Raw genomic sequence first — 18,536 nt, forward strand, 5'->3', positions numbered from 1 at the left:
CGAGGCCCGGTCAGGCGCCCGGCACGGGCACGTGCGCGGCGATGCCCTCGAGGATCGCGGCGACGCTGCGACCGCCGACGGCGGCCTCGGCGCTGGGGAGGAGGCGGTGGGCGAGGACCGGCTGGATCAGGGCTCGCAGGTCGTCGGGGATGACGTAGTCACGTCGGTGCACCGCGGCACGGGCCTTGGCGGCCCGGACGAGGTGCAGGGTCGCCCGGGGTGAGGCGCCCAGCACCAGCTCGGGGGAGTGGCGGGTGGCGGCGGTCAGGGCGACGGCGTACTGCTGCACGGCGTCGGAGACGTGCACCTGGGCGACGATGCCGCACAGCTTGCGGACCTCGGCGCTGTCGGTGACGGGCTCGAGGTCGTCGAGCGGGTTGACGGTGCCGTGGCTCGTCAGCATCGCGAGCTCGGCCTGGGGCACCGGGTAGCCGACCGACACACGGGCGAGGAACCGGTCGCGCTGGGCCTCGGGGAGGGGATAGGTGCCCTCCATCTCGACGGGGTTCTGTGTCGCGATGACCATGAATGGCGACTCGAGCGGATAGGTCACGTTGTCGACGGTGACCTGGCGCTCGGCCATGCACTCGAGCAGAGCCGACTGGGTCTTGGGCGAGGCGCGGTTGATCTCGTCGCCGATCACGACGTTGGCGAACACGCCGCCGGGGCGGAACTCGAACTCCCGCGTGGACTGGTTGAACACCGAGACGCCCGTGATGTCGGAGGGCAGCAGGTCGGGTGTGAACTGGACGCGGCGCACCGTCGAGTCGATGCTGCGGGCGAGGGCCTTGCTGAGCATGGTCTTGCCGACCCCGGGCACGTCCTCGATCAGCAGGTGACCCTCGGCGAGCAGCACGATCACCGAGCTCAGGACGACGTCACTCTTGCCCTGGATGACCTTCTCGACGTTGGCGCGGATCTGGGCGGCGACCCGGGCCACCGTCTCGACGTCCGGGGCTGACGGCCCGGCCGATCCTGATGGCGCTGGTGGCGCCGGCGCCACGGGTGGTGCGGGTGGTGCGGGCGGTGCCGGCGGGGTGGTGGGCTCCACGTGCTCTCCCTCGTGCTCGTGCAGTGCTCGTTGCAGCGCGGGGCGCTCGGTCCCCGGTGGAGCAACCCTACGGCGCCCCTGGCTGGTCGGCTCGCCGGATGGGCCTGCGCGTCGCATTTCCCTCCACCGGCGCTCCACTCCGCTCCACCGGCGGCTCCTGGCCCGCTGACCTGCGCCTTTGTGGCCGGGCGTGGGGGCGATCCGGCGGAAATTCAGGGCCGAGGTGGTTGACGGTGGGGGAAAGTGGAGTACTGTGGGGGAAAGTGGAGGACGACGGAGGTGCCAGATGCTCTTCATGGGCACCTACACCCCCAAGCTCGACGAGAAGGGCCGTCTCTTCCTCCCGGCGAAGTTCAGGGATCGACTGGCGGAGGGGCTCGTGGTCACACAGGGACAGGACAAGTGCCTGGTCGTGTGGCCGACCGACGTCTTCGCCGAGGAGGCCGAGCGGGCGTCCGCGCGGCCGATGACCAACCGGGCGGCCCGCAACTACGCGCGGGTGCTGTTCGCGGGTGGTGACGAGAGCACGCCGGACAAGCAGGGACGGGTCGGGATTCCCGCCCACCTGCGCGACTACGCCGGACTCGAGCGCGACGTCGTCGTGATCGGTGTGCGGGACCGCCTGGAGATCTGGAACCCCACCTCGTGGCGGGAGTTCCAGGCGGCGGCGCTCCTGGAATTCGCCGACCTCGACGAGGACGAGGACTGATCGCCCCGCACGAGCAGTAGCCAGCAGTAGCCAGCAGGACCAGCTTCACAACACAACAGCGGATCCGCAGGACGAGGTCTCAGCCCGCTCCCGCTTCCCGACGCCGGACGTCGGCACCACCTGGGGCACCTTCCCCGGCACCAGGCGCACTGCCCGACATCCGGCCAGCCCGGCCAACTGGAGCACCTTCCCCGGCGCCAGTCGGCACCCGAACACGGGCCGGGAGCGGGCCGGGACCTGGACCTGCGGATCCGCTGCACCAATTCAGCAGTCAGCAGCGGTCAGTCAGCACCGCAGTTCCACCAGGTCAACGCAGTACCAACGGGTCGAGGGTCGAAGTCATGAGCGCTACGCGGGCACACCTGCCGGAGGTCGCTGAGTCATTCAGCGAGCCCGGGCCCCGGCGTGTGCGCGAGCAGGCCCGCGAGGCCCTCGCCGTGATGGCCTTCTCGGCAGCGGTCTCCGTCACCTGCTCCCTGCTCCTCCTGCTCTCCCACCTCGCGGGCCGCTGACGTGGCCGCCCGACACGTCCCCGTCCTCCTCGACCGGGTCGTGGCCCTGCTGGAGCCCGCGCTCGACCATCCCGACGCGGTCCTCGTGGACGCCACGCTCGGCCTCGGCGGCCACAGCGAGGCCGTCCTGACCCGTTGCCCGCTCGCGCGGGTGGTCGGGGTCGACCGCGACCCGCAGGCCCTGGCCATGAGCCGGGAGCGGCTCGCCCCGTTCGGCGACCGGTTCACCGGCGTGCACGCCGTCTATGACGAGATCCCGGACGTCCTCGCCGACCTGGGGCTCCCGGAGGTCGCCGCCGTCCTGTTCGACCTCGGCGTCTCCTCGATGCAGCTCGACCTCCCCGAGAGGGGCTTCGCCTACGCCGTCGACGCCCCTCTCGACATGCGCATGGACGGCAGCACCGGCCCCACGGCCGCCGACGTCCTCAACACCTACAGCGCCGCCGAGCTGGCACGCATCCTCAAGCAGTACGGCGAGGAGCGGATGGCGCGTCGCATCGCCGACGCCGTGGTCCGCGAGCGGGCGAAGGAGCCGTTCACCAGCTCCGGCCGTCTGGTCGAGCTCCTCTATGACGTCATCCCCGCGCCGGCGCGCCGCACCGGCGGGCACCCGGCGAAGCGGACCTTCCAGGCGCTGCGGATGGAGGTCAACGACGAGCTGCGCGTGCTGGAGCGCGCCATGCCGGCCGCCGTCGAGGCGATCGGTGTCGGGGGCCGGGTCGTGGTCGAGTCCTACCACTCGCTGGAGGACCGACTGGTCAAGCGGGTCTTCGCGGACGCCACCCGTTCCACCGTCCCCGACGACCTGCCCTTCGTGCAGGAGGGTGCCGAGCCGTCGTACCGGCTGGTGACGCGGGGCTCCGAGCTCGCCGACGAGGGCGAGATCGAGGAGAACCCAAGGGCCGCCTCCGTCCGTCTCCGCGCCATCGAGCGCATCCGTCCATCCGATCGGTCTCGGTCAGGCACGTCAGGCAAGGGAGCCGCATAGCCATGTCCTCTGGATCGTCCCCTCTCCGCAACCGGCTCCCGTATGCCGCACCCCGGTTCGCCCAGGCCGCGCTGGAGCGAGCGCGGCTCACCGTCGTGCCCCGCACACGCCGTTCGCGGGCGCCGCGCGTGCCGTTCGTGACCTTCGTCAGCGTCATCCTGCTCGCGGGCGTCGTCGGCCTGCTCCTCTTCAACACCTCCATGCAGCAGGCGTCCTTCCGCGAGACCGCGCTGGAGACGCAGGCCACCGACCTCAGCGCCCAGCAGGAGGCGCTGGAGATGGACCTCCAGGCGTTGCGCGAGCCGCAGCGGGTCGCGCGCTCGGCCCAGCAGATGGGCATGGTGATCCCGTCGACCCCCGCGGGAGTCCTCGACCTCCGCACCGGGAAGGTGACCGGCGACCCGGTCCCGGCGTCCGCCGAGGACAGCATCCCCCTGCAGATGCCGGCGCCGAGCAAGCCGGAGGAGCTGCGGACCTCCGATTCCACCCGGGCCCGGACCGGCGGCGCGCCCACCGCGGTTCGGTGATCGCCGGGCCGTAGGTTGGAGATCGGTCCACCCGACCCCATCCCCGACCCCGAGAGCAGCAGGACGACAGCGTTGAGCCGACCGACGATCCGCCGCCAGCACGGGCGCCTCCAGCGCGTCCCGCGCGGCAACCCGCAGCGCCGGATGGGCATCGGCTTCCTGCTCATCGCGATCGTGCTGTCGGTGTTCGCGGCCCGCCTGGTGCAGCTGCAGGGCGTCGACCCGCGGTCCTACGCCCAGATGGCGGCGGCCGAGGGCTCGCGCATCGTGGCGCTGCCCGCGACGCGGGGTGAGATCCTCGACCGCAACGGCGAGCTGCTCGCCGAGACGGTCGACGGACGCATGATCATCGCCAACCCGGTGGTGACCGCGCCGGTCGCCGCCGAGCTGGCGACCTATCTGGCCCGCCGGCTCGGTGTCGACTACATCGAGACCCTCGAGCGGCTGCGCGCCGAGGGCAGCCAGTTCGAGTACATCGCCCGCCGGGTGCCGGCCAGCAAGGCCGAGAAGGTGGTCGCCGACATCGCGGAGCGGTTCAAGGACGACAAGGACCGTCCCTTCACCGGCCTCAGCACCGAGCGGGACCCGCTGCGGATCTACCCCAACGACGATGTCGCCGCCAACGTCCTGGGCTTCCTCGGCGAGAACGGCAAGGAGGGCGACGAGGCAGCGGTCGTCGGTCTCGCCGGTCTCGAGGACTCCTTCGACGCGTGGCTCTCCGGCCGTGACGGCGAGGCGCGCTACGAGGTCGGCGCCGGCAACCAGATCCCGCTGGGCGACAACACCGTGACCCCCGCGGTCGACGGCAAGAACCTGACGCTGACGCTCGATCGCGATCTGCAGTTCTATGCGCAGCGGGTGCTCCAGCAGACGGTCGTCAACGCGGCCGGCGAGTCCGGGATCGCGATCATCATGGACTCCCGCACCGGTGACCTGCTCGCCCTGGCCGACTATCCGTCCTACGACGCCAGCAACCCCCGCGACTATCCGGAGGAGCTCTACAAGTCCTCGGCGCTCTCCGACGTCTACGAGCCGGGCTCGGTCGAGAAGGTGCTCACGATCAGCTCGCTGGTCGATGCCGGCCTCGGCGCCAAGGAGCAGCACTTCCGCGTCCCTGGCCAGCTCAACCGGCAGGACCGCCCGATCGGTGACTACTGGGAGCACGGCACCCTGCGACTGACCCTCGCGGGCATCCTCGCCAAGTCCTCCAACGTCGGCACCGTGCTCGCGGCCGACCAGTTCGACCGGGGCCAGCTGCGGTCGTACCTCACGGACTTCGGCCTCGGCAGCCGCACCGGACTCGGGCTCGGCGGGGAGAGCAAGGGCATCCTGCCCGACGGCCCGGACTGGACCTCGCAGGTCGGCGACCGCATCGCCTTCGGGCAGTCGCTGTCGGTCAACGCCGTCCAGATGGTCACCGCGATCAACACCGTCGCCAACGGTGGCGTCCGGGTCGACCCCAGCATCATCCAGGGCTCCGCGTCGACCGACGAGGGTGCGACCGTGGGCTCGGGCTCGGCGACGACCCGCCGGGTGATCAGCGAGGAAGCCGCCCAGGAGACCATGCTGATGATGGAGCGTGTGGTCGACCCCGAGGCCGGTGTCGCGGGGCGGGCGCAGGTCCCCGGCTACCGCGTCGCCGGCAAGACCGGCACGGCCCAGCGCGTCGTGGACGGCGTCTACGACGGCAGCACGTCGGTGTCCTTCGCCGGCTTCGCGCCGGCCGACGACCCACGCTTCACCATCTACGTCGTCGTGCACCGTCCCCGCGCCGGCAGCGGCGGTGGCAGCACGGCCGGTCCGGCATTCGCCAAGCTGATGAGCTACACGTTGCGCCGCTACGGCGTCCCGCCGACCGGCACGCGACCCAACCAGACGCCGGTCGAGTGGTGAGGCGGGCGTGGTGACCGACGATCCCACTCGCCCCGCCCAGCCCACGCCGTCCCCGCTCGCGACGGTCGCCCGGGCCGCCGGCGCGGAGTTGTCGCAGGCCGGGGAGGTGCGGGTCACCGGCGTGACCCTCGACTCCCGCCGGGTGCGCCGCGGAGATCTCTACGCCGCGCTTCCCGGCGCCCGGGTCCACGGGGCCTCCTTCGCCGCCCAGGCCGCCGATGCGGGCGCCGCGGCGATCCTGACCGACCCGACCGGCGCGGAGTCCGCCGGCAGGACCGGCCTGCCCCTCGTCGTGGTCGACGACGCGCGCGCCGTCCTCGGCAGCGTCGCCGCCGCCGTCTACGGCGACCCGGCCGACGGGCTGCGGACCATCGGCGTCACCGGCACCCAGGGCAAGACCACCGTCACCCGGCTGATCGACGCGGGCCTGCTGGGAGCGGGCGTGCGCAGCGCGGTCGTCGGCACGGTCGGCACCCGCATCGTCGGCGCCGAGGTGAAGACCGCGCTCACCACGCCCGAGGCGCCCGACCTGCACGGCCTCTTCGCCCGCATGCGCGAGCTCGACGTCACGGCGTGCGCCATGGAGGTCTCGAGCCACGCGCTCGTCATGGGGCGCGTCGACGGCGTCCGGTTCGACGTCGCCGTCTTCACCAACCTCGGCCGCGACCACCTTGACTTCCACGCCGATGTCGAGGACTACTACGCCGCCAAGGCGAGCCTGTTCACCCCCGAGCGCGCCCGGCTGGGCCTCGTCTGCGTCGACGACGACCACGGCCGACGCCTGGTGCGCGAAGCGACGATCCCGGTCCGGTCGTACGCCGTCGACGGACCCGCCGACTGGACCGTCACCGACATCGAGGAGACGGCCGACGGGTCGCGCTTCGTCGTGCACGGCCCCACGGGGCAGCGGGTGCCGGCAGCCAGCCCGATCCCCGGCCGGTTCAACATCGCCAACACGCTGGCGGCCGTCGCGGCCGCGGCCGAGGCCGGCTTCCCCGAGCAGCTCGTGGCCGACGCCATCGCGGGCAGCGGCGGCGTCCCCGGTCGGCTGGAGCGGATCCCGACCGACCGCGACCTGACCGTCGTCGTGGACTACGCCCACAAGCCCGACGCCGTCGAGGCCGTGCTGCGCACGCTGCGCCCGGTGACCCGTGGACGGCTGGTCATCGTGCTGGGCGCCGGTGGTGACCGCGACCGTGGCAAGCGTCCGGTCATGGGGGAGATCGCGGCCCGGCTGGCTGACCTGGTCGTCGTGACCGACGACAACCCCCGCTCCGAGGACCCTGCCGCGATCCGGGCCGCGGTGCTGGCCGGCACCCGCGAGGGCCAGGCCGAGGTCGTCGAGGTCGGTGACCGTCGCGCCGCCATCACGCAGGCCATCACCGGCGCCGGGCCCGGCGACGTGGTCGTCGTGGCCGGCAAGGGGCACGAGACCGGCCAGGAGGTCGCCGGGATGGTCCATCCGTTCGACGACCGCGAGGTCGTGCGCGAGGTGCTGGCCCGATGATCCCGCTCCGTCTGTCGGAGATCGCAGCCGTCGTCGGCGGGGAGCTGGCGGGGGAGGACCTGACCGTCACTGCGCCCGCCTACGTCGACAGTCGATCGCCCCTGCCCGGCGGACTCTTCGTCGCGGTCGTCGGGGAGCGGGTCGACGGTCACGACTTCGCCGAGGGGTCGCACGCGGTGCTCGGGAGCCGCCCCACGACGAGCCCGACCGTCGTCGTCGACGACCCGGTCCGGGCGCTCGGGCTGCTGGCCCGACACGTCGTCGACCGCCTCGACGTCACGGTCCTCGCGATGACCGGCTCCCAGGGCAAGACGGGCACCAAGGACTACCTGGCGGCCGTGCTGCGCACTCTCGCGGGCGAGACGGCCGTCGTGGCGACCGCCGGCAACAACAACAACGAGCTCGGTGTGCCCCTGACCGTGCTGCGCGCCACGGACACCACCCGCTTCCTCGTCGTGGAGATGGGCGCCCGCGGCATCGGGCACATCGCCGAGCTCTGCGCGATCGCCCCGCCCCGGATCGCGGCCGTGCTCAACGTCGGCTCGGCCCACGTCGGCGAGTTCGGCGGCAAGGAGGCCATCGCGCAGGCCAAGGGCGAGCTCGTCGAGGCCCTGCCTGCGGACGGTGTCGCGATCCTCAACGCGGAGGATCCCCTCGTCGCCGCGATGGCACAGCGCACCCGGGCACGCGTGGTGCCCTTCGGTCAGTCGGCGGACCTCGGGTGGAACGACCTGCGCCAGGACCGGCTCGGACGCCCCTCCTTCACCTTCGCCCACGACGGCGAGGAGCACCCGGTGTCGTTGCAGGAGTCCGGGATCCACCAGGTCGGCAACGCGCTCGCCGCGGCCGGCATGGCGATCGCCGCGGGCTTCGACGCCGGCGAGGTCGCCGCCGCCCTGTCGACGGCCCGGTCGGCCTCGCGGTGGCGGATGGAGATCACCGAGCGCCGCGACGGGCTGGTCCTCGTCAACGACGCCTACAACGCCAACCCGGAGTCGATGACGGCCGCGCTCGAGGCGCTCAGCGACATCGGCGCCGCGGCACGGGCTGCCGGCGAGCGACGCCGCACCATCGCCGTACTCGGGGAGATGAAGGAGCTCGGCGACGAGCACGACGAGGGCCACCGGCTCGTCGGTCGCACCGTCGCGGGTCTGGGCATCGACGTCGTCGTGGTGGTCGGCGATCCTGCTCGCGGCATCGCCGAGGGAGCCTCGACTGGTGCCGGTGAGGTGATCGTCACGGCGGGGCGGGAGGATGCGGCGGCCTGGCTGGGGCAGAATGCAGGGCCGGAGGACGTCGTCCTCGTCAAGGCGTCGCGCGGCGCCGCCTTGGAGCTCGTGGCGGAAGCGATCCTGGAGGAGTCGACGGCGTGAGAGCGATCCTGCTCGGTGGAGGCATCTCCCTCCTGATCTCGCTGCTCGGCACCCGGGTCGTGATCAACCTGTTCACCCAATGGGGCTACGGCCAGGAGATCCGCGACGACGGCCCGACGAGCCATCACACCAAGCGCGGGACGCCCACGATGGGTGGCGTCGTCATCATCCTCGCGGCGGTCATCGGCTACTTCCTCGCCAAGCTGATCACCCTCACGACGCCCAGCGCGTCCGCCTGGCTGCTGCTCTTCCTGTTCGTCGGGATGGGGCTGGTCGGCTTCCTCGACGACTTCATCAAGATCTCCAAGCAACGCAGCCTCGGGCTGCGCAGCAAGGCCAAGATGGCGGGGCAGACCGTCATCGCGCTGGTGTTCGGCTGGCTCGCGCTCTCGCCCATGCTCGAGGACGAGAACGGCCGGACCCCGGCGAGCGAGAAGGTCTCGTTCCTGCGCGAGCTCGACTGGTTCGTGCTCCCGACGATCCTCGCGATCCTGCTGATCTGGCTGTTCGTCGCCGGCTTCAGCAACGCGGTCAACCTGACCGACGGGCTCGACGGACTCGCGGCCGGCGCGTCGGTGATGGTCTTCGGCGCCTACACGCTGGTCAACATCTGGCAGAACAACCAGTTCTGTCAGGACGAGCCCAGTGCCACCTGCTACAACGTGCGGGATCCGCTCGACCTCGCCATCATCGCCGCCGCCATCACCGGCGCCTGCTTCGGCTTCCTGTGGTGGAACGCCTCGCCCGCCAAGATCTTCATGGGCGACACCGGATCGCTCGCGCTCGGCAGCGCACTGGCCGGCTTCGCGATCCTGACCCGCACCGAGCTGCTCCTGGTGATCCTCGGCGGCCTGTTCGTCCTCGAGACGGTGTCGGTGATGATGCAGGTCGGCTTCTTCAAGCTCACCAAGGGCAGGCGGATCTTCCGGATGGCGCCGATCCACCACCACTTCGAGATGCTGGGCTGGGAGCAGGTCACCGTCGTGATCCGCTTCTGGATCATCACCGGCCTCTTCGTCGCCACCGGTCTCGGCATCTTCTACGCCGAGTGGGTGTCCCGACTATGAGCACCCCGGGGTGACCATGGCCGACCCCACCACGCTCGGACGGCACGACTCCTGGGAGGGCGTGCGGGCCGTCGTCGCCGGCTTCGGCGCCAGCGGAGCGGCCGCCGTCGACAACCTGCTGTTCCTCGGCGCCGATGTCCGGGCCCTCGCCGAGAGTGCTCGCCCCGACCTGCTCGAGCGGGCCGAGCTCCTCGAGACGCTGGGCGCGCGGATCGACCTGCACGAGGGAGCCACGGCGACGCTGCCCGACGAGGCCGACGTCCTCGTCGTCTCGCCCGGCTTCCGCCCTGACGCGCCGATCATCGTGGCGGCCCGCGAGCGCGGCATCCCGGTCTGGGGCGAGGTGGAGCTCGCCTGGCGGCTGCGCGATCCCGAGCATCGCGCGCCCTGGCTGTGCGTCACCGGCACCAACGGCAAGACCACCACGGTCCAGATGCTCGAGTCGATCCTGCGCGCCGCGGGCCTGCGCTGCGTCGCCGCCGGCAACGTCGGCCTGCCGCTCACCGAGGCCGTGATGGACCCCGATCCCTACGACGTGATCGCCGTCGAGCTCTCCAGCTTCCAGCTGCACTACGTCGACACCATGGCCGCCGAGAGCGCCGCCGTGCTCAACCTGGCCGAGGACCACCTCGACTGGTACGACCTGCCCGACGAGGTCGGCGGCGCCGGGTCGGTCATGGACCGCTACGCCCGCGACAAGGGACGGATCTATCACGGCGTCGAGCGAGCCTGCGTCTACAACGCGGCCGATCCCGCGACCGAGGACCTGGTGCGGGAGGCCGAGGTCGTGGAGGGCGCCCGCGCCATCGGCTTCACCCTCGGCGTTCCGGGCGTCGGCATGGTCGGCGTCGTCGACGACATCCTCGTCGACCGCGCGTTCATCGAGCAGCGCGACAGCAGCGCCGCCGAGCTGTGCACCTTCGACGACCTCGCCACGACCGCCCCCCACTTCGTGGCCAACGCCCTCGCCGCCGCGGCCCTCGCCCGCGCCCACGGCGTGAGCCAGGCCGCCGTGCGCGACGGGTTGCGGGCGTTCCGCCCCGACGGGCACCGCATCGCGGTGGTGGCCGAGCACGACGGGATCACCTGGGTCGACGACTCCAAGGCCACCAACCCCCACGCGGCCGGGTCGTCCCTGAAGGCGTTCGAATCCGTGGTGTGGGTCGCCGGCGGCCTCGCCAAGGGGGCCCGGTTCGACGAGCTCGTCCAGTCCTCGCGTGACCGGCTCCGGGCCGTCGTACTGCTCGGGCGGGACCGGCACGTCATCGCGGAGGCGCTTTCGCGACACGCCCCCGATGTGCCGGTGATCGACGTGGACAGCCCCGAAACTGGACCGGTAGTCGGTGATGCCGGAGCGCGGATGAGACGCGTCGTGGCGGCAGCCGCCGGGGTGGCCCGCGAGGGCGACACCGTGCTGCTGGCGCCGGGATGTGCCTCGATGGACCAGTTCGCCGACTACGCCGCCCGCGGCGACGCCTTCGCCGCGGCGGTGCAGGAGTTCACCGGCACGCAGTGAGGCCGCCAGGGGCCCGGACGAGTCCGAGGGAGGGGGAGTCGCCATCACCACCGCGAACCCCGAGTCCCCGCGGCTCGCGCTGAGGGCCCGGCTGGGTGCGTTGCGACCGGCGCGTCGTCCGGCGGCCCGCACCGGCTGGACGGCTGCGGTCAAGGACGCCCTCGACCGCCCGCTGACGACCTACTACCTCCTGCTCGGCGCGACGGCCCTGCTGCTGACCATCGGCCTGATCATGGTGCTGAGTGCGTCGAGCGTCTATGCCTACCGCGAGACCGGCGACTCCTACACCGTCGTACGACGCCAGCTGATGTGGGTGGCGCTGGGCATCCCGTGCGCGTTCATCGCCTCGCGGGTGCCGATCCCGTGGGTGCGCCGCCTGACCTATCCCGCGTTCGCAGTGTCCCTCGCGCTCCTGGGCGCCACGGCCTTCATGGGCGTCGAGATCAACGGCAACAAGAACTGGCTGGTGCTGGGCCCGATCCAGGTCCAGCCCTCCGAGATCGCGAAGCTCTCGTTGGTCATCTGGGCCAGCCACATCTATGCGGTCAAGGAGCGCAGGCTGGGCCGGCTCAACGAGATGCTGGTGCCCGTGGTGCCGGGCATGGCCCTGGCCACGGGTCTCGTGGTCGTCGGCCGCGACCTGGGCACCGCTCTGGTCTTCTTCGCCCTCGCCGTGGCGATGCTGTGGATCGTCGGCGCACCGGGCCGGCTCTTCGCCCTGGCGCTCGCCGGGGTCAGCGTCCTGGCGCTCGCACTGGCCGCGACCTCGCCGACCCGGTTGGCGCGCATCGCGACCTTCGCCGATCCGTTCAAGGACTACCACGGCACGGGCTGGCAGCCCGCCCACGGCCTCTACGCCATGGCTAGCGGCGGTGTGTTCGGCGAGGGCATCGGAGCGAGCCAGCAGAAGTGGGGCCAGCTCCCGGAGGCCCACACCGACTTCATCTTCGCCGTGCTCGGGGAGGAGCTGGGCCTGGTGGGCACGCTCCTGGTCGTCGGGCTCTTCTTCGTCCTCGCCTACGCCGGCATCCGGGTCGCGCGCGAGACCACGCAGCCATTCGTCCGCTACTGCTCCTTCGGCATCGTCACGTGGCTGCTCGTGCAGATGATGATCAACGTCGGCATGGTGCTCGCGCTGCTGCCCGTCATCGGCATCCCGCTGCCCCTGGTGTCCTACGGCGGATCGAGCCTGCTGCCGACCCTGGCCGCGCTGGGCCTCCTCATCGGCTTCGCGCGCCGCGAGCCGGCCGCGGAGCGCGCGCTGAAGCAGCGTCGGCGGGCCCGCTCCGCCGGTGTCTCGGCCCGCGGGTAGGTTCTCCTCCGTGGTGCGCGTACTTCTGGCCGGTGGGGGAACGGCGGGTCACACCTCGCCGTTGCTCGCGACCGCGGATGCCCTGCGCAGGCTGGATCCTGCCATCGAGATCACCTGCCTGGGCACGCCCCGGGGACTGGAGAACAAGGTCGTGCCGGAGGCCGGCTATCCGCTCCGCCTCGTCCCGCCGGTGCCCCTGCCGCGCAAGCCCGGCAAGGACCTGGCCCTGGTGCCGAAGCGGCTGCGCGGCGCGGTCAAGGCGGCCCTCGAGGTCGTCGACGAGATCGCCCCCGACGTGATCGTCGGCTACGGGGGCTACGTGTCCATGCCTGCCTATGTCGCGGCGCGACGCCGCAAGCTGCCGCTCGTCGTCCACGAGCAGAACGCCCTGCCCGGGATCGCCAACCGCGTCGGCGCCCGCGCGGCGAGCCGGGTCGCAGTGAGCTTCCCCGACACGCCCCTGCGGGGTGCGGAGTACGTCGGCCTGCCCATCCGCCGCATGATCTCGACGCTCGACCGCACGGCCCTGCGCGCCGAGGCGCGGTCGTTCTTCGGGCTCGACCCGGATCGCCCGACCCTGGTGGTCACCGGCGGCTCGCAGGGCGCGCGCCGGCTCAACCAGGCCGTGAGTGCTGCCGCGGCGGCGTTGGCTGCCTCCGAGATCCAGGTCCTGCACGCGATCGGGCCCAACGGCACCAGCGACCCCGCCTGGCGCGAGCCGGCCCCGACCGGCGTCCCCTATGTCGTGGTGCCCTACGTCGACCGGATGGACTACGCCCTCGCCGCAGCCGACCTCATGGTCTGCCGGGCCGGTGCCTCCAGCGTCGTCGAGGCGTCGTCGAGCGGGGTGCCCGCGATCTTCGTGCCCCTGCCGATCGGCAACGGCGAGCAGGCTCTCAACGCCCGCCCGGTCGTGGACGCGGGGGGAGCACTCCTCGTCGAGGACGCCGCCTTCACCGCGGACACGGTCGCCGACACCGTCACGGCGCTGTTGGGCGATCCCGCGCGGCTGGCCGCCATGGGCGCCGCGGCGGCCGACCTGGTGCCGCGCGACGCCGACGACCGCCTCGCCCGCATCATCGTCGAGGTCGCGACCGGGACCCGCCGGTGAAGATCCCGGTCCCCGACGAGATCCTGCCCGCGTCCGCGCTCGGGCCCGTCCACCTGGTCGGCATCGGCGGCGCGGGACTGTCCGCGATCGCCCGGCTGATGCACCAGATGGGCGTGAGCGTGAGTGGCAGTGACGCCAACGACTCCGCGGTGGTCGCGGCGCTGCGCGCCGAGGGGATCGCGGTGCACGTCGGTCACGATCCGTCGTACCTCCTCGACGTGGACACCGTCATCGCCACCACGGCCGCCCGCGAGGACAACCCCGAGATCGTGGAGGCCGTCCGCCGCGGCCTTCGGCTGTGGCCGCGCTCGGCCGGCCTGCAGTCGGTGCTCCTGGGTCGTCCAGTGGTCGCGATCGCCGGCACCCACGGCAAGACCACCACGACGGCGATGACGACGGTGGCGCTGCGCGAGGCCGGGCTCGACCCAACCTTCGCGATCGGCGCCGAGGTCGAGAGCCTCGGCACCAACGCGCGGCTCGGGACCGGACCTGCGGTGGTCGAGGCCGACGAGTCCGACGGCGCCTTTCTCGTCTACACCCCGGACGTCGCCGTCATCACCAACGTCGACGCCGACCACCTCGACCACTGGGGCACCGAGGAGGCCTACGAGGCGGCCTTCGCCGAATTCGCCGGGCGGGCCCGGGTGACGATCTCCGAGCGCGCCGACCTGGCGTCGGTGACGGCCGGCTTCTTCGAGGGCGCGACGGTCCGCGGGCGCGACCTGGTCGTCGAAGGCGGCCGCACGAGGTTCCGGGTCGAGGCGCGAGGCGAGGACCTCGGTCCGGTCGAGCTCGCGGTCCCCGGCCGGCACTACGCGCAGGACGCGCTCTGTGCGCTCGCTGCCGGGCTCGAGCTGGGCGGCGATCCGGCCGCGCTGATCCGCGGCCTGGCGCAGCACCGCGGTGCGAAGCGGCGCATGGAGTCGATCGGCGAATCCGGCGGCGTGCGGGTCTACGACACCTATGCGCACCACCCCAGCGAGATCCGCGGCGACCTCGAGGCCGCCCGCTCGCTGGTCGGCCCGGGGGGCCGTCTCATCGTCTGCTTCCAGCCCCACCTGGTGTCGCGGACCCGGATCTTCGGTGCCGAGATGGGCGTCGCGCTCGGGGCGGCCGACGAGGTCCTCGTCCTCGACATCTACGTCGCCCGGGAGGACCCGGACCCGACCGTGACCGGCGCGCTCGTGGCCGACGCCGTGCCGGAGGGCCGCGGCAGGTTCGTGCCGGACCGGGTGCAGGCGCGTGAGCTGATGGTGTCGCTGGCGCGTCCGGGCGACGTGCTCGTCACGCTCGGCGCGGGGGACGTCACGACCCTGGCGCCCGAGCTGCTGGCCGCGCTCAACGAGGGAGCAGGCGATGGCGAGGCGTGAGGCGCGTGCGCCCCGCTCGCCGCAGGACCGCGCCCGCAAGGCGTTCGCCCGACGGCAGCGCGCACGCCGTTGGCTGACCTGGCGCTACGTCCTGGCGGGCGTGCTCTCGTTGGCCCTGATCGGTTTCGGCGCCTACGGCCTCTACTTCTCCTCGTGGCTGCGGGCCGAGGGGGTGGAGGTGGTCGGGGAGGACCTGCTCACCACCGAGCAGGTGCTGGCCGCGGCCGAGGTCGACACCGGTGGCGCGTTGATCCGGGTGGACCTCGACGCGATCGCCCAGCGGGTGCGCTCGCTCGCCGCGATCAAGGAGGTCGACGTCTCGCGGATGTGGCCCCACGACGTCCGCATCGAGATCGTCGAGCGGGTCCCGGTGGCCGTGCTCGACCTCGGCTCGCGCCAGGTCGCCCTCGACGCCGACGGGGTGTCGTTCCCGGCACCCCCGGCCGCTCGTCGCGGACTCCCACGCATCACCGTGGGCGGTGGCGCCGACCGCGACGCCCTCAAGGAGGGCGCGTCGGTGGTCGCGGCCCTGGATGCGGCGGTCGCGAATCTGGTCGACCACCTCGAGGTCCAGACCGTCGACGAGATCCTGCTCCACCTCGAGGACGGCCGGCTGGTGCGCTGGGGAAGCGCGGAGAGCTCGGAGGACAAGGCGGCCGTGCTGCTCGAGCTCCTCGACCGCAAGGCCGACATGTACGACGTCTCCGTCCCCGGCTCGCCGACGACCCGCTGAGTCCGACTTCCGGCGCCCAGTGCGCGCAGAAATCGCGTAATCGGCCGACAGTGCGGCGTGTCTGCGCAGGGCGCGGTCCGGTCCTGCCTACTGTCGTGGACACGACGAGGTTGACATAACTATAACCCTCAGGATGAGGGTCAGAGTTGTCGACACGCCGGCTGACCACCCAACCGAACGTGGGGGAGCGGTCCGGCCGCCGACGTCGGTGAACGGACACATTCGATACGCGCATCCACACCTATAGGAGGGGTGAGTCGCTGTGGCAGCTGCACAGAACTACCTGGCCATCATCAAGGTCGTCGGCATCGGGGGCGGCGGCGTCAACGCCGTCAACCGGATGATCGAGGTCGGCCTCAAGGGCGTCGAGTTCATCGCCATCAACACCGACGCCCAGGCGCTGCTGATGAGCGACGCCGACGTCAAGCTCGACATCGGCCGCGACCTCACCCGCGGCCTCGGCGCCGGCGCCAACCCGGACGTCGGCGGCAAGGCCGCCGAGGACCACTCCGACGAGATCGAGGAGGTGCTCAAGGGTGCCGACATGGTCTTCGTGACCGCCGGCGAGGGCGGCGGCACCGGCACCGGTGGCGCGCCCGTCGTGGCCCGGATCGCCCGATCGCTCGGCGCGCTGACCATCGGTGTGGTGACCCGTCCGTTCACCTTCGAGGGCGCCCGCCGCAAGAAGTCCGCCGACGAGGGCATCGAGCGTCTCCGCGAGGAGGTCGACACCCTCATCGTCATCCCCAACGACCGGCTGCTGCAGATCTCCGACCGCAACGTGTCGATGCTCGACGCGTTCAAGCAGGCCGACCAGGTCCTGCTCCAGGGCGTCTCCGGCATCACCGACCTGATCACGACGCCCGGTCTGATCAACGTCGACTTCGCCGACGTCAAGGCGGTCATGAGCAACGCCGGCTCCGCACTGATGGGCATCGGCTCCGCACGCGGTGAGGACCGGGCCCTGCAGGCCGCGGAGATGGCCATCAGCAGCCCGCTGCTCGAGGCGTCGATCGACGGCGCGCACGGCGTGCTGCTCTCGATCGCCGGCGGCTCCGACCTCGGCATCTTCGAGATCAACGAGGCCGCCGCCATGGTCGCCGACGCGGTGCACGAGGACGCCAACATCATCTTCGGCACGATCATCGACGACGCCCTGGGCGACGAGGTCCGGGTGACCGTCATCGCCGCCGGCTTCGACGGTGGCCTGCCGAAGCGTCAGGAGAGCGCCGTACGACGCCCGCAGAGCGCCGCCCGTCCGGCCGCCGCCGCGACCTCCACGGCGCCCACGCCGGCCCGCGAGCCGGCCCCGGCCCGTGAGCCCGCCCCCGCCGAGCCGCAGCCGGTGGGTGCGCGCACCGCGCCGGCGCCGATCCAGTTCGACGACGGCGACGAACTCGACGTCCCCGACTTTCTGAAGTAGGGGATGTACTCCTTCCGCACCTCACTCGGCCCCGTCGAGCTGGCCTTCACCGACCGGCTCGGCGGGGTCAGTGCTGCCCCCTGGGACAGCCTGGACCTCGCTCTCGACGGCGACGGCCCGGCTGACGCGCGGTCGGAGAACCTGAGGCTCCTGCTCGACGACTTCGCGCCGGGCGACGAGCTCGCGGACCTCCACCAGGTCCACGGTGCCGTCGTCGAGGTCGTCGAGGAGGCCCTCGGTGCGGACCGCCCCGACGCCGACGCCGTCGTGACCAGCACCTCGGGCCTGACCCTCATGGTCCGCGCGGCCGACTGTGTGCCGGTGCTGCTCGCCGACCCCTGGTCGCGGGTGATCGGTGCCGCCCATGCCGGGCGCCTGGGCATGGTGCGCGGCGTCGTCCCCGCCACCGTCGCCCGGATGCGTGACCTCGGTGCCCGCGAGATCACCGCCTGGGTCGGGCCGCACATCTGCGGCGGCTGCTACGAGGTCCCCGCCGAGCTGCGCGAGGAGGTCGCCGTCGAGATCCCCGCCAGCCGGGCGACGACGACGTGGGACACCCCGGCGCTCGACATCGGAGCCGGGGTACGCGCGCAACTCGCTGCCGAGGGTGTCGAGGTCATCGACGCCGGCCGGTGCACCCGCGAGTCGCCCGACCTCTACTCCTACCGACGCGACGGCGCCGACGCCGGCCGCCAGGCCGGTGTCATCCGGCTCGCGCACGCCCTGGACGGTGGCCGATGAGCACCGACCGCCGCCAGGAGCTCGCCGCCGGGCTGGGTGCCGTACGATCCCGGATCGCCGCCGCCTGCGAAGCCGCCGGCCGGCCCGCGGACGACGTCCGGCTGGTCGTCGTCACCAAGTACTTCCCGGCCTCCGACGTCCGGATCCTCGCCGACCTCGGTGTCACCGACGTGGGCGAGAACCGCCACCAGGAGGCGGAGGCCAAGGCCGCGGAGTGTGCCGACCTCGACCTCCGGTGGCACTTCGTCGGCGGACTGCAGTCCAACAAGGCGGCCGCCGTCGCCCGCTACGCCGACGTCGTCGAGTCGGTCGACCGCCCAGGACTCCTCCCTCGGCTCGCCCGCGGTGCGGCCGACCGCGGCGCGACCCTCGACGTCCTCCTCCAGGTCAGCCTCGACCCGCCCGGCAGCGACCACCGCGCCGGCGCCGACCCTGCCGACCTGCTCGACCTCGCCGACGCGACGACGGAGCACCCCGAGCTGCGCCTGGCCGGTCTGATGGCCGTCGCGCCCCTCGGCGAGGACCCCGCATCGGCGTTCGCGCGCCTCGGCGCCGTCAGGTCCGAATTCCTCGCGCGACACCACCCGGCTCAGGTCCTGTCGGCCGGGATGAGCAGCGACCTGGAGCAGGCGATCGCCGCCGGCGCGACACACGTGCGCGTCGGCACCGCGGTCCTCGGAACGAGGCCTCGGGTCAAGTAATG

17 protein-coding genes are annotated in these 18,536 nt (G+C 72.3%); 16 read left to right on the forward strand and 1 reads right to left on the reverse strand.

Features of this window, described 5'->3' with window-relative positions:
* Positions 1-10: 10 nt before the first annotated feature.
* Positions 11-1,003, reverse strand: a complete 993-nt coding sequence (locus E9934_RS02705; RefSeq protein WP_379191006.1) for an AAA family ATPase — start codon at positions 1,001-1,003, stop codon at positions 11-13.
* A 334-nt stretch (positions 1,004-1,337) separates the two neighbouring features.
* Here E9934_RS02705 and mraZ point away from each other — a divergent pair, with 334 nt between their 5' ends.
* The 16 genes from mraZ to E9934_RS02780 all read left to right on the forward strand — a co-directional run bounded on the left by mraZ (position 1,338) and on the right by E9934_RS02780 (position 18,534).
* Positions 1,338-1,760, forward strand: coding sequence for a division/cell wall cluster transcriptional repressor MraZ (mraZ, locus tag E9934_RS02710; RefSeq protein ID WP_136561256.1), 423 nt, complete (start codon positions 1,338-1,340; stop codon positions 1,758-1,760).
* A 341-nt stretch (positions 1,761-2,101) separates the two neighbouring features.
* Entirely contained in the window at positions 2,102-2,272 is a 171-nt protein-coding gene (locus E9934_RS19465) for a hypothetical protein (protein ID WP_158294901.1), read from the forward strand.
* A 1-nt stretch (position 2,273) separates the two neighbouring features.
* Positions 2,274-3,260, forward strand: a complete 987-nt coding sequence (gene rsmH / locus E9934_RS02715; protein WP_136561257.1) for a 16S rRNA (cytosine(1402)-N(4))-methyltransferase RsmH — start codon at positions 2,274-2,276, stop codon at positions 3,258-3,260.
* A gap of 2 nt (positions 3,261-3,262) precedes the next feature.
* Complete coding sequence (gene ftsL / locus E9934_RS02720; RefSeq protein ID WP_136561258.1) at positions 3,263-3,787, forward strand: cell division protein FtsL; 525 nt, start codon at positions 3,263-3,265, stop codon at positions 3,785-3,787.
* A gap of 72 nt (positions 3,788-3,859) precedes the next feature.
* Entirely contained in the window at positions 3,860-5,680 is a 1,821-nt protein-coding gene (locus E9934_RS02725; protein WP_238694716.1) for a peptidoglycan D,D-transpeptidase FtsI family protein, read from the forward strand.
* A 10-nt stretch (positions 5,681-5,690) separates the two neighbouring features.
* The gene (locus tag E9934_RS02730) at positions 5,691-7,187 is read left to right on the forward strand and encodes a UDP-N-acetylmuramoyl-L-alanyl-D-glutamate--2,6-diaminopimelate ligase (protein ID WP_193556858.1); all 1,497 of its coding nucleotides are present in this window, start codon (positions 5,691-5,693) and stop codon (positions 7,185-7,187) included.
* Positions 7,184-8,560 carry a UDP-N-acetylmuramoyl-tripeptide--D-alanyl-D-alanine ligase gene (locus tag E9934_RS02735; protein ID WP_136561260.1) on the forward strand — a complete coding sequence of 459 codons (1,377 nt, stop codon included), beginning with the start codon at positions 7,184-7,186 and terminating at the stop codon, positions 8,558-8,560. The genes E9934_RS02730 and E9934_RS02735 overlap by 4 nt, the downstream gene beginning before the upstream one ends.
* Positions 8,557-9,627 carry a phospho-N-acetylmuramoyl-pentapeptide-transferase gene (gene mraY, locus E9934_RS02740; RefSeq protein ID WP_136561261.1) on the forward strand — a complete coding sequence of 357 codons (1,071 nt, stop codon included), beginning with the start codon at positions 8,557-8,559 and terminating at the stop codon, positions 9,625-9,627. Before E9934_RS02735 ends, mraY begins: the two co-directional genes overlap by 4 nt.
* Positions 9,628-9,643: 16 nt before the next feature.
* Positions 9,644-11,143, forward strand: a complete 1,500-nt coding sequence (gene murD / locus E9934_RS02745) for a UDP-N-acetylmuramoyl-L-alanine--D-glutamate ligase (protein WP_136561262.1) — start codon at positions 9,644-9,646, stop codon at positions 11,141-11,143.
* A gap of 100 nt (positions 11,144-11,243) precedes the next feature.
* The gene (gene ftsW, locus E9934_RS02750; RefSeq protein WP_238694717.1) at positions 11,244-12,455 is read left to right on the forward strand and encodes a putative lipid II flippase FtsW; all 1,212 of its coding nucleotides are present in this window, start codon (positions 11,244-11,246) and stop codon (positions 12,453-12,455) included.
* 13 nt (positions 12,456-12,468) lie between these two features.
* A complete protein-coding gene (gene murG, locus E9934_RS02755) occupies positions 12,469-13,566 on the forward strand; it encodes an undecaprenyldiphospho-muramoylpentapeptide beta-N-acetylglucosaminyltransferase (RefSeq protein ID WP_136561506.1) in 1,098 nt (365 codons plus the stop codon).
* The gene (murC, locus tag E9934_RS02760) at positions 13,563-14,936 is read left to right on the forward strand and encodes a UDP-N-acetylmuramate--L-alanine ligase (RefSeq protein WP_136561263.1); all 1,374 of its coding nucleotides are present in this window, start codon (positions 13,563-13,565) and stop codon (positions 14,934-14,936) included. The genes murG and murC overlap by 4 nt, the downstream gene beginning before the upstream one ends.
* Positions 14,923-15,669: a cell division protein FtsQ/DivIB gene (locus E9934_RS02765; protein ID WP_136561264.1), complete on the forward strand. Its 747-nt coding sequence runs from the start codon at positions 14,923-14,925 to the stop codon at positions 15,667-15,669. The genes murC and E9934_RS02765 overlap by 14 nt, the downstream gene beginning before the upstream one ends.
* A 262-nt stretch (positions 15,670-15,931) precedes the next feature.
* A complete protein-coding gene (gene ftsZ / locus E9934_RS02770; protein ID WP_136561265.1) occupies positions 15,932-17,092 on the forward strand; it encodes a cell division protein FtsZ in 1,161 nt (386 codons plus the stop codon).
* A 3-nt stretch (positions 17,093-17,095) separates the two neighbouring features.
* Positions 17,096-17,833 carry a peptidoglycan editing factor PgeF gene (gene pgeF, locus E9934_RS02775; RefSeq protein WP_136561266.1) on the forward strand — a complete coding sequence of 246 codons (738 nt, stop codon included), beginning with the start codon at positions 17,096-17,098 and terminating at the stop codon, positions 17,831-17,833.
* On the forward strand, positions 17,830-18,534 hold the full coding sequence (locus E9934_RS02780; protein WP_136561267.1) for a YggS family pyridoxal phosphate-dependent enzyme: 705 nt from the start codon (positions 17,830-17,832) through the stop codon (positions 18,532-18,534). The genes pgeF and E9934_RS02780 overlap by 4 nt, the downstream gene beginning before the upstream one ends.
* Positions 18,535-18,536 lie beyond the last annotated feature (2 nt).

This window comes from Nocardioides caeni, from assembly GCF_004912195.1.
Taxonomy (GTDB): Bacteria; Actinomycetota; Actinomycetes; order Propionibacteriales; family Nocardioidaceae; genus Nocardioides; species Nocardioides caeni.

Bases quoted from the DNA above. Each gene is read 5' to 3' on its own strand.
- mraZ (WP_136561256.1), top strand. From the start codon at position 1,338: ATGCTCTTCATGGGCACCTACACCCCCAAGCTCGACGAGAAGGGCCGT.
- E9934_RS19465 (WP_158294901.1), top strand. From the start codon at position 2,102: ATGAGCGCTACGCGGGCACACCTGCCGGAGGTCGCTGAGTCATTCAGC.
- ftsL (WP_136561258.1), top strand. From the start codon at position 3,263: ATGTCCTCTGGATCGTCCCCTCTCCGCAACCGGCTCCCGTATGCCGCA.
- E9934_RS02735 (WP_136561260.1), top strand. From the start codon at position 7,184: ATGATCCCGCTCCGTCTGTCGGAGATCGCAGCCGTCGTCGGCGGGGAG.
- murD (WP_136561262.1), top strand. From the start codon at position 9,644: ATGGCCGACCCCACCACGCTCGGACGGCACGACTCCTGGGAGGGCGTG.
- E9934_RS02765 (WP_136561264.1), top strand. From the start codon at position 14,923: ATGGCGAGGCGTGAGGCGCGTGCGCCCCGCTCGCCGCAGGACCGCGCC.
- pgeF (WP_136561266.1), top strand. From the start codon at position 17,096: ATGTACTCCTTCCGCACCTCACTCGGCCCCGTCGAGCTGGCCTTCACC.
- E9934_RS02780 (WP_136561267.1), top strand. From the start codon at position 17,830: ATGAGCACCGACCGCCGCCAGGAGCTCGCCGCCGGGCTGGGTGCCGTA.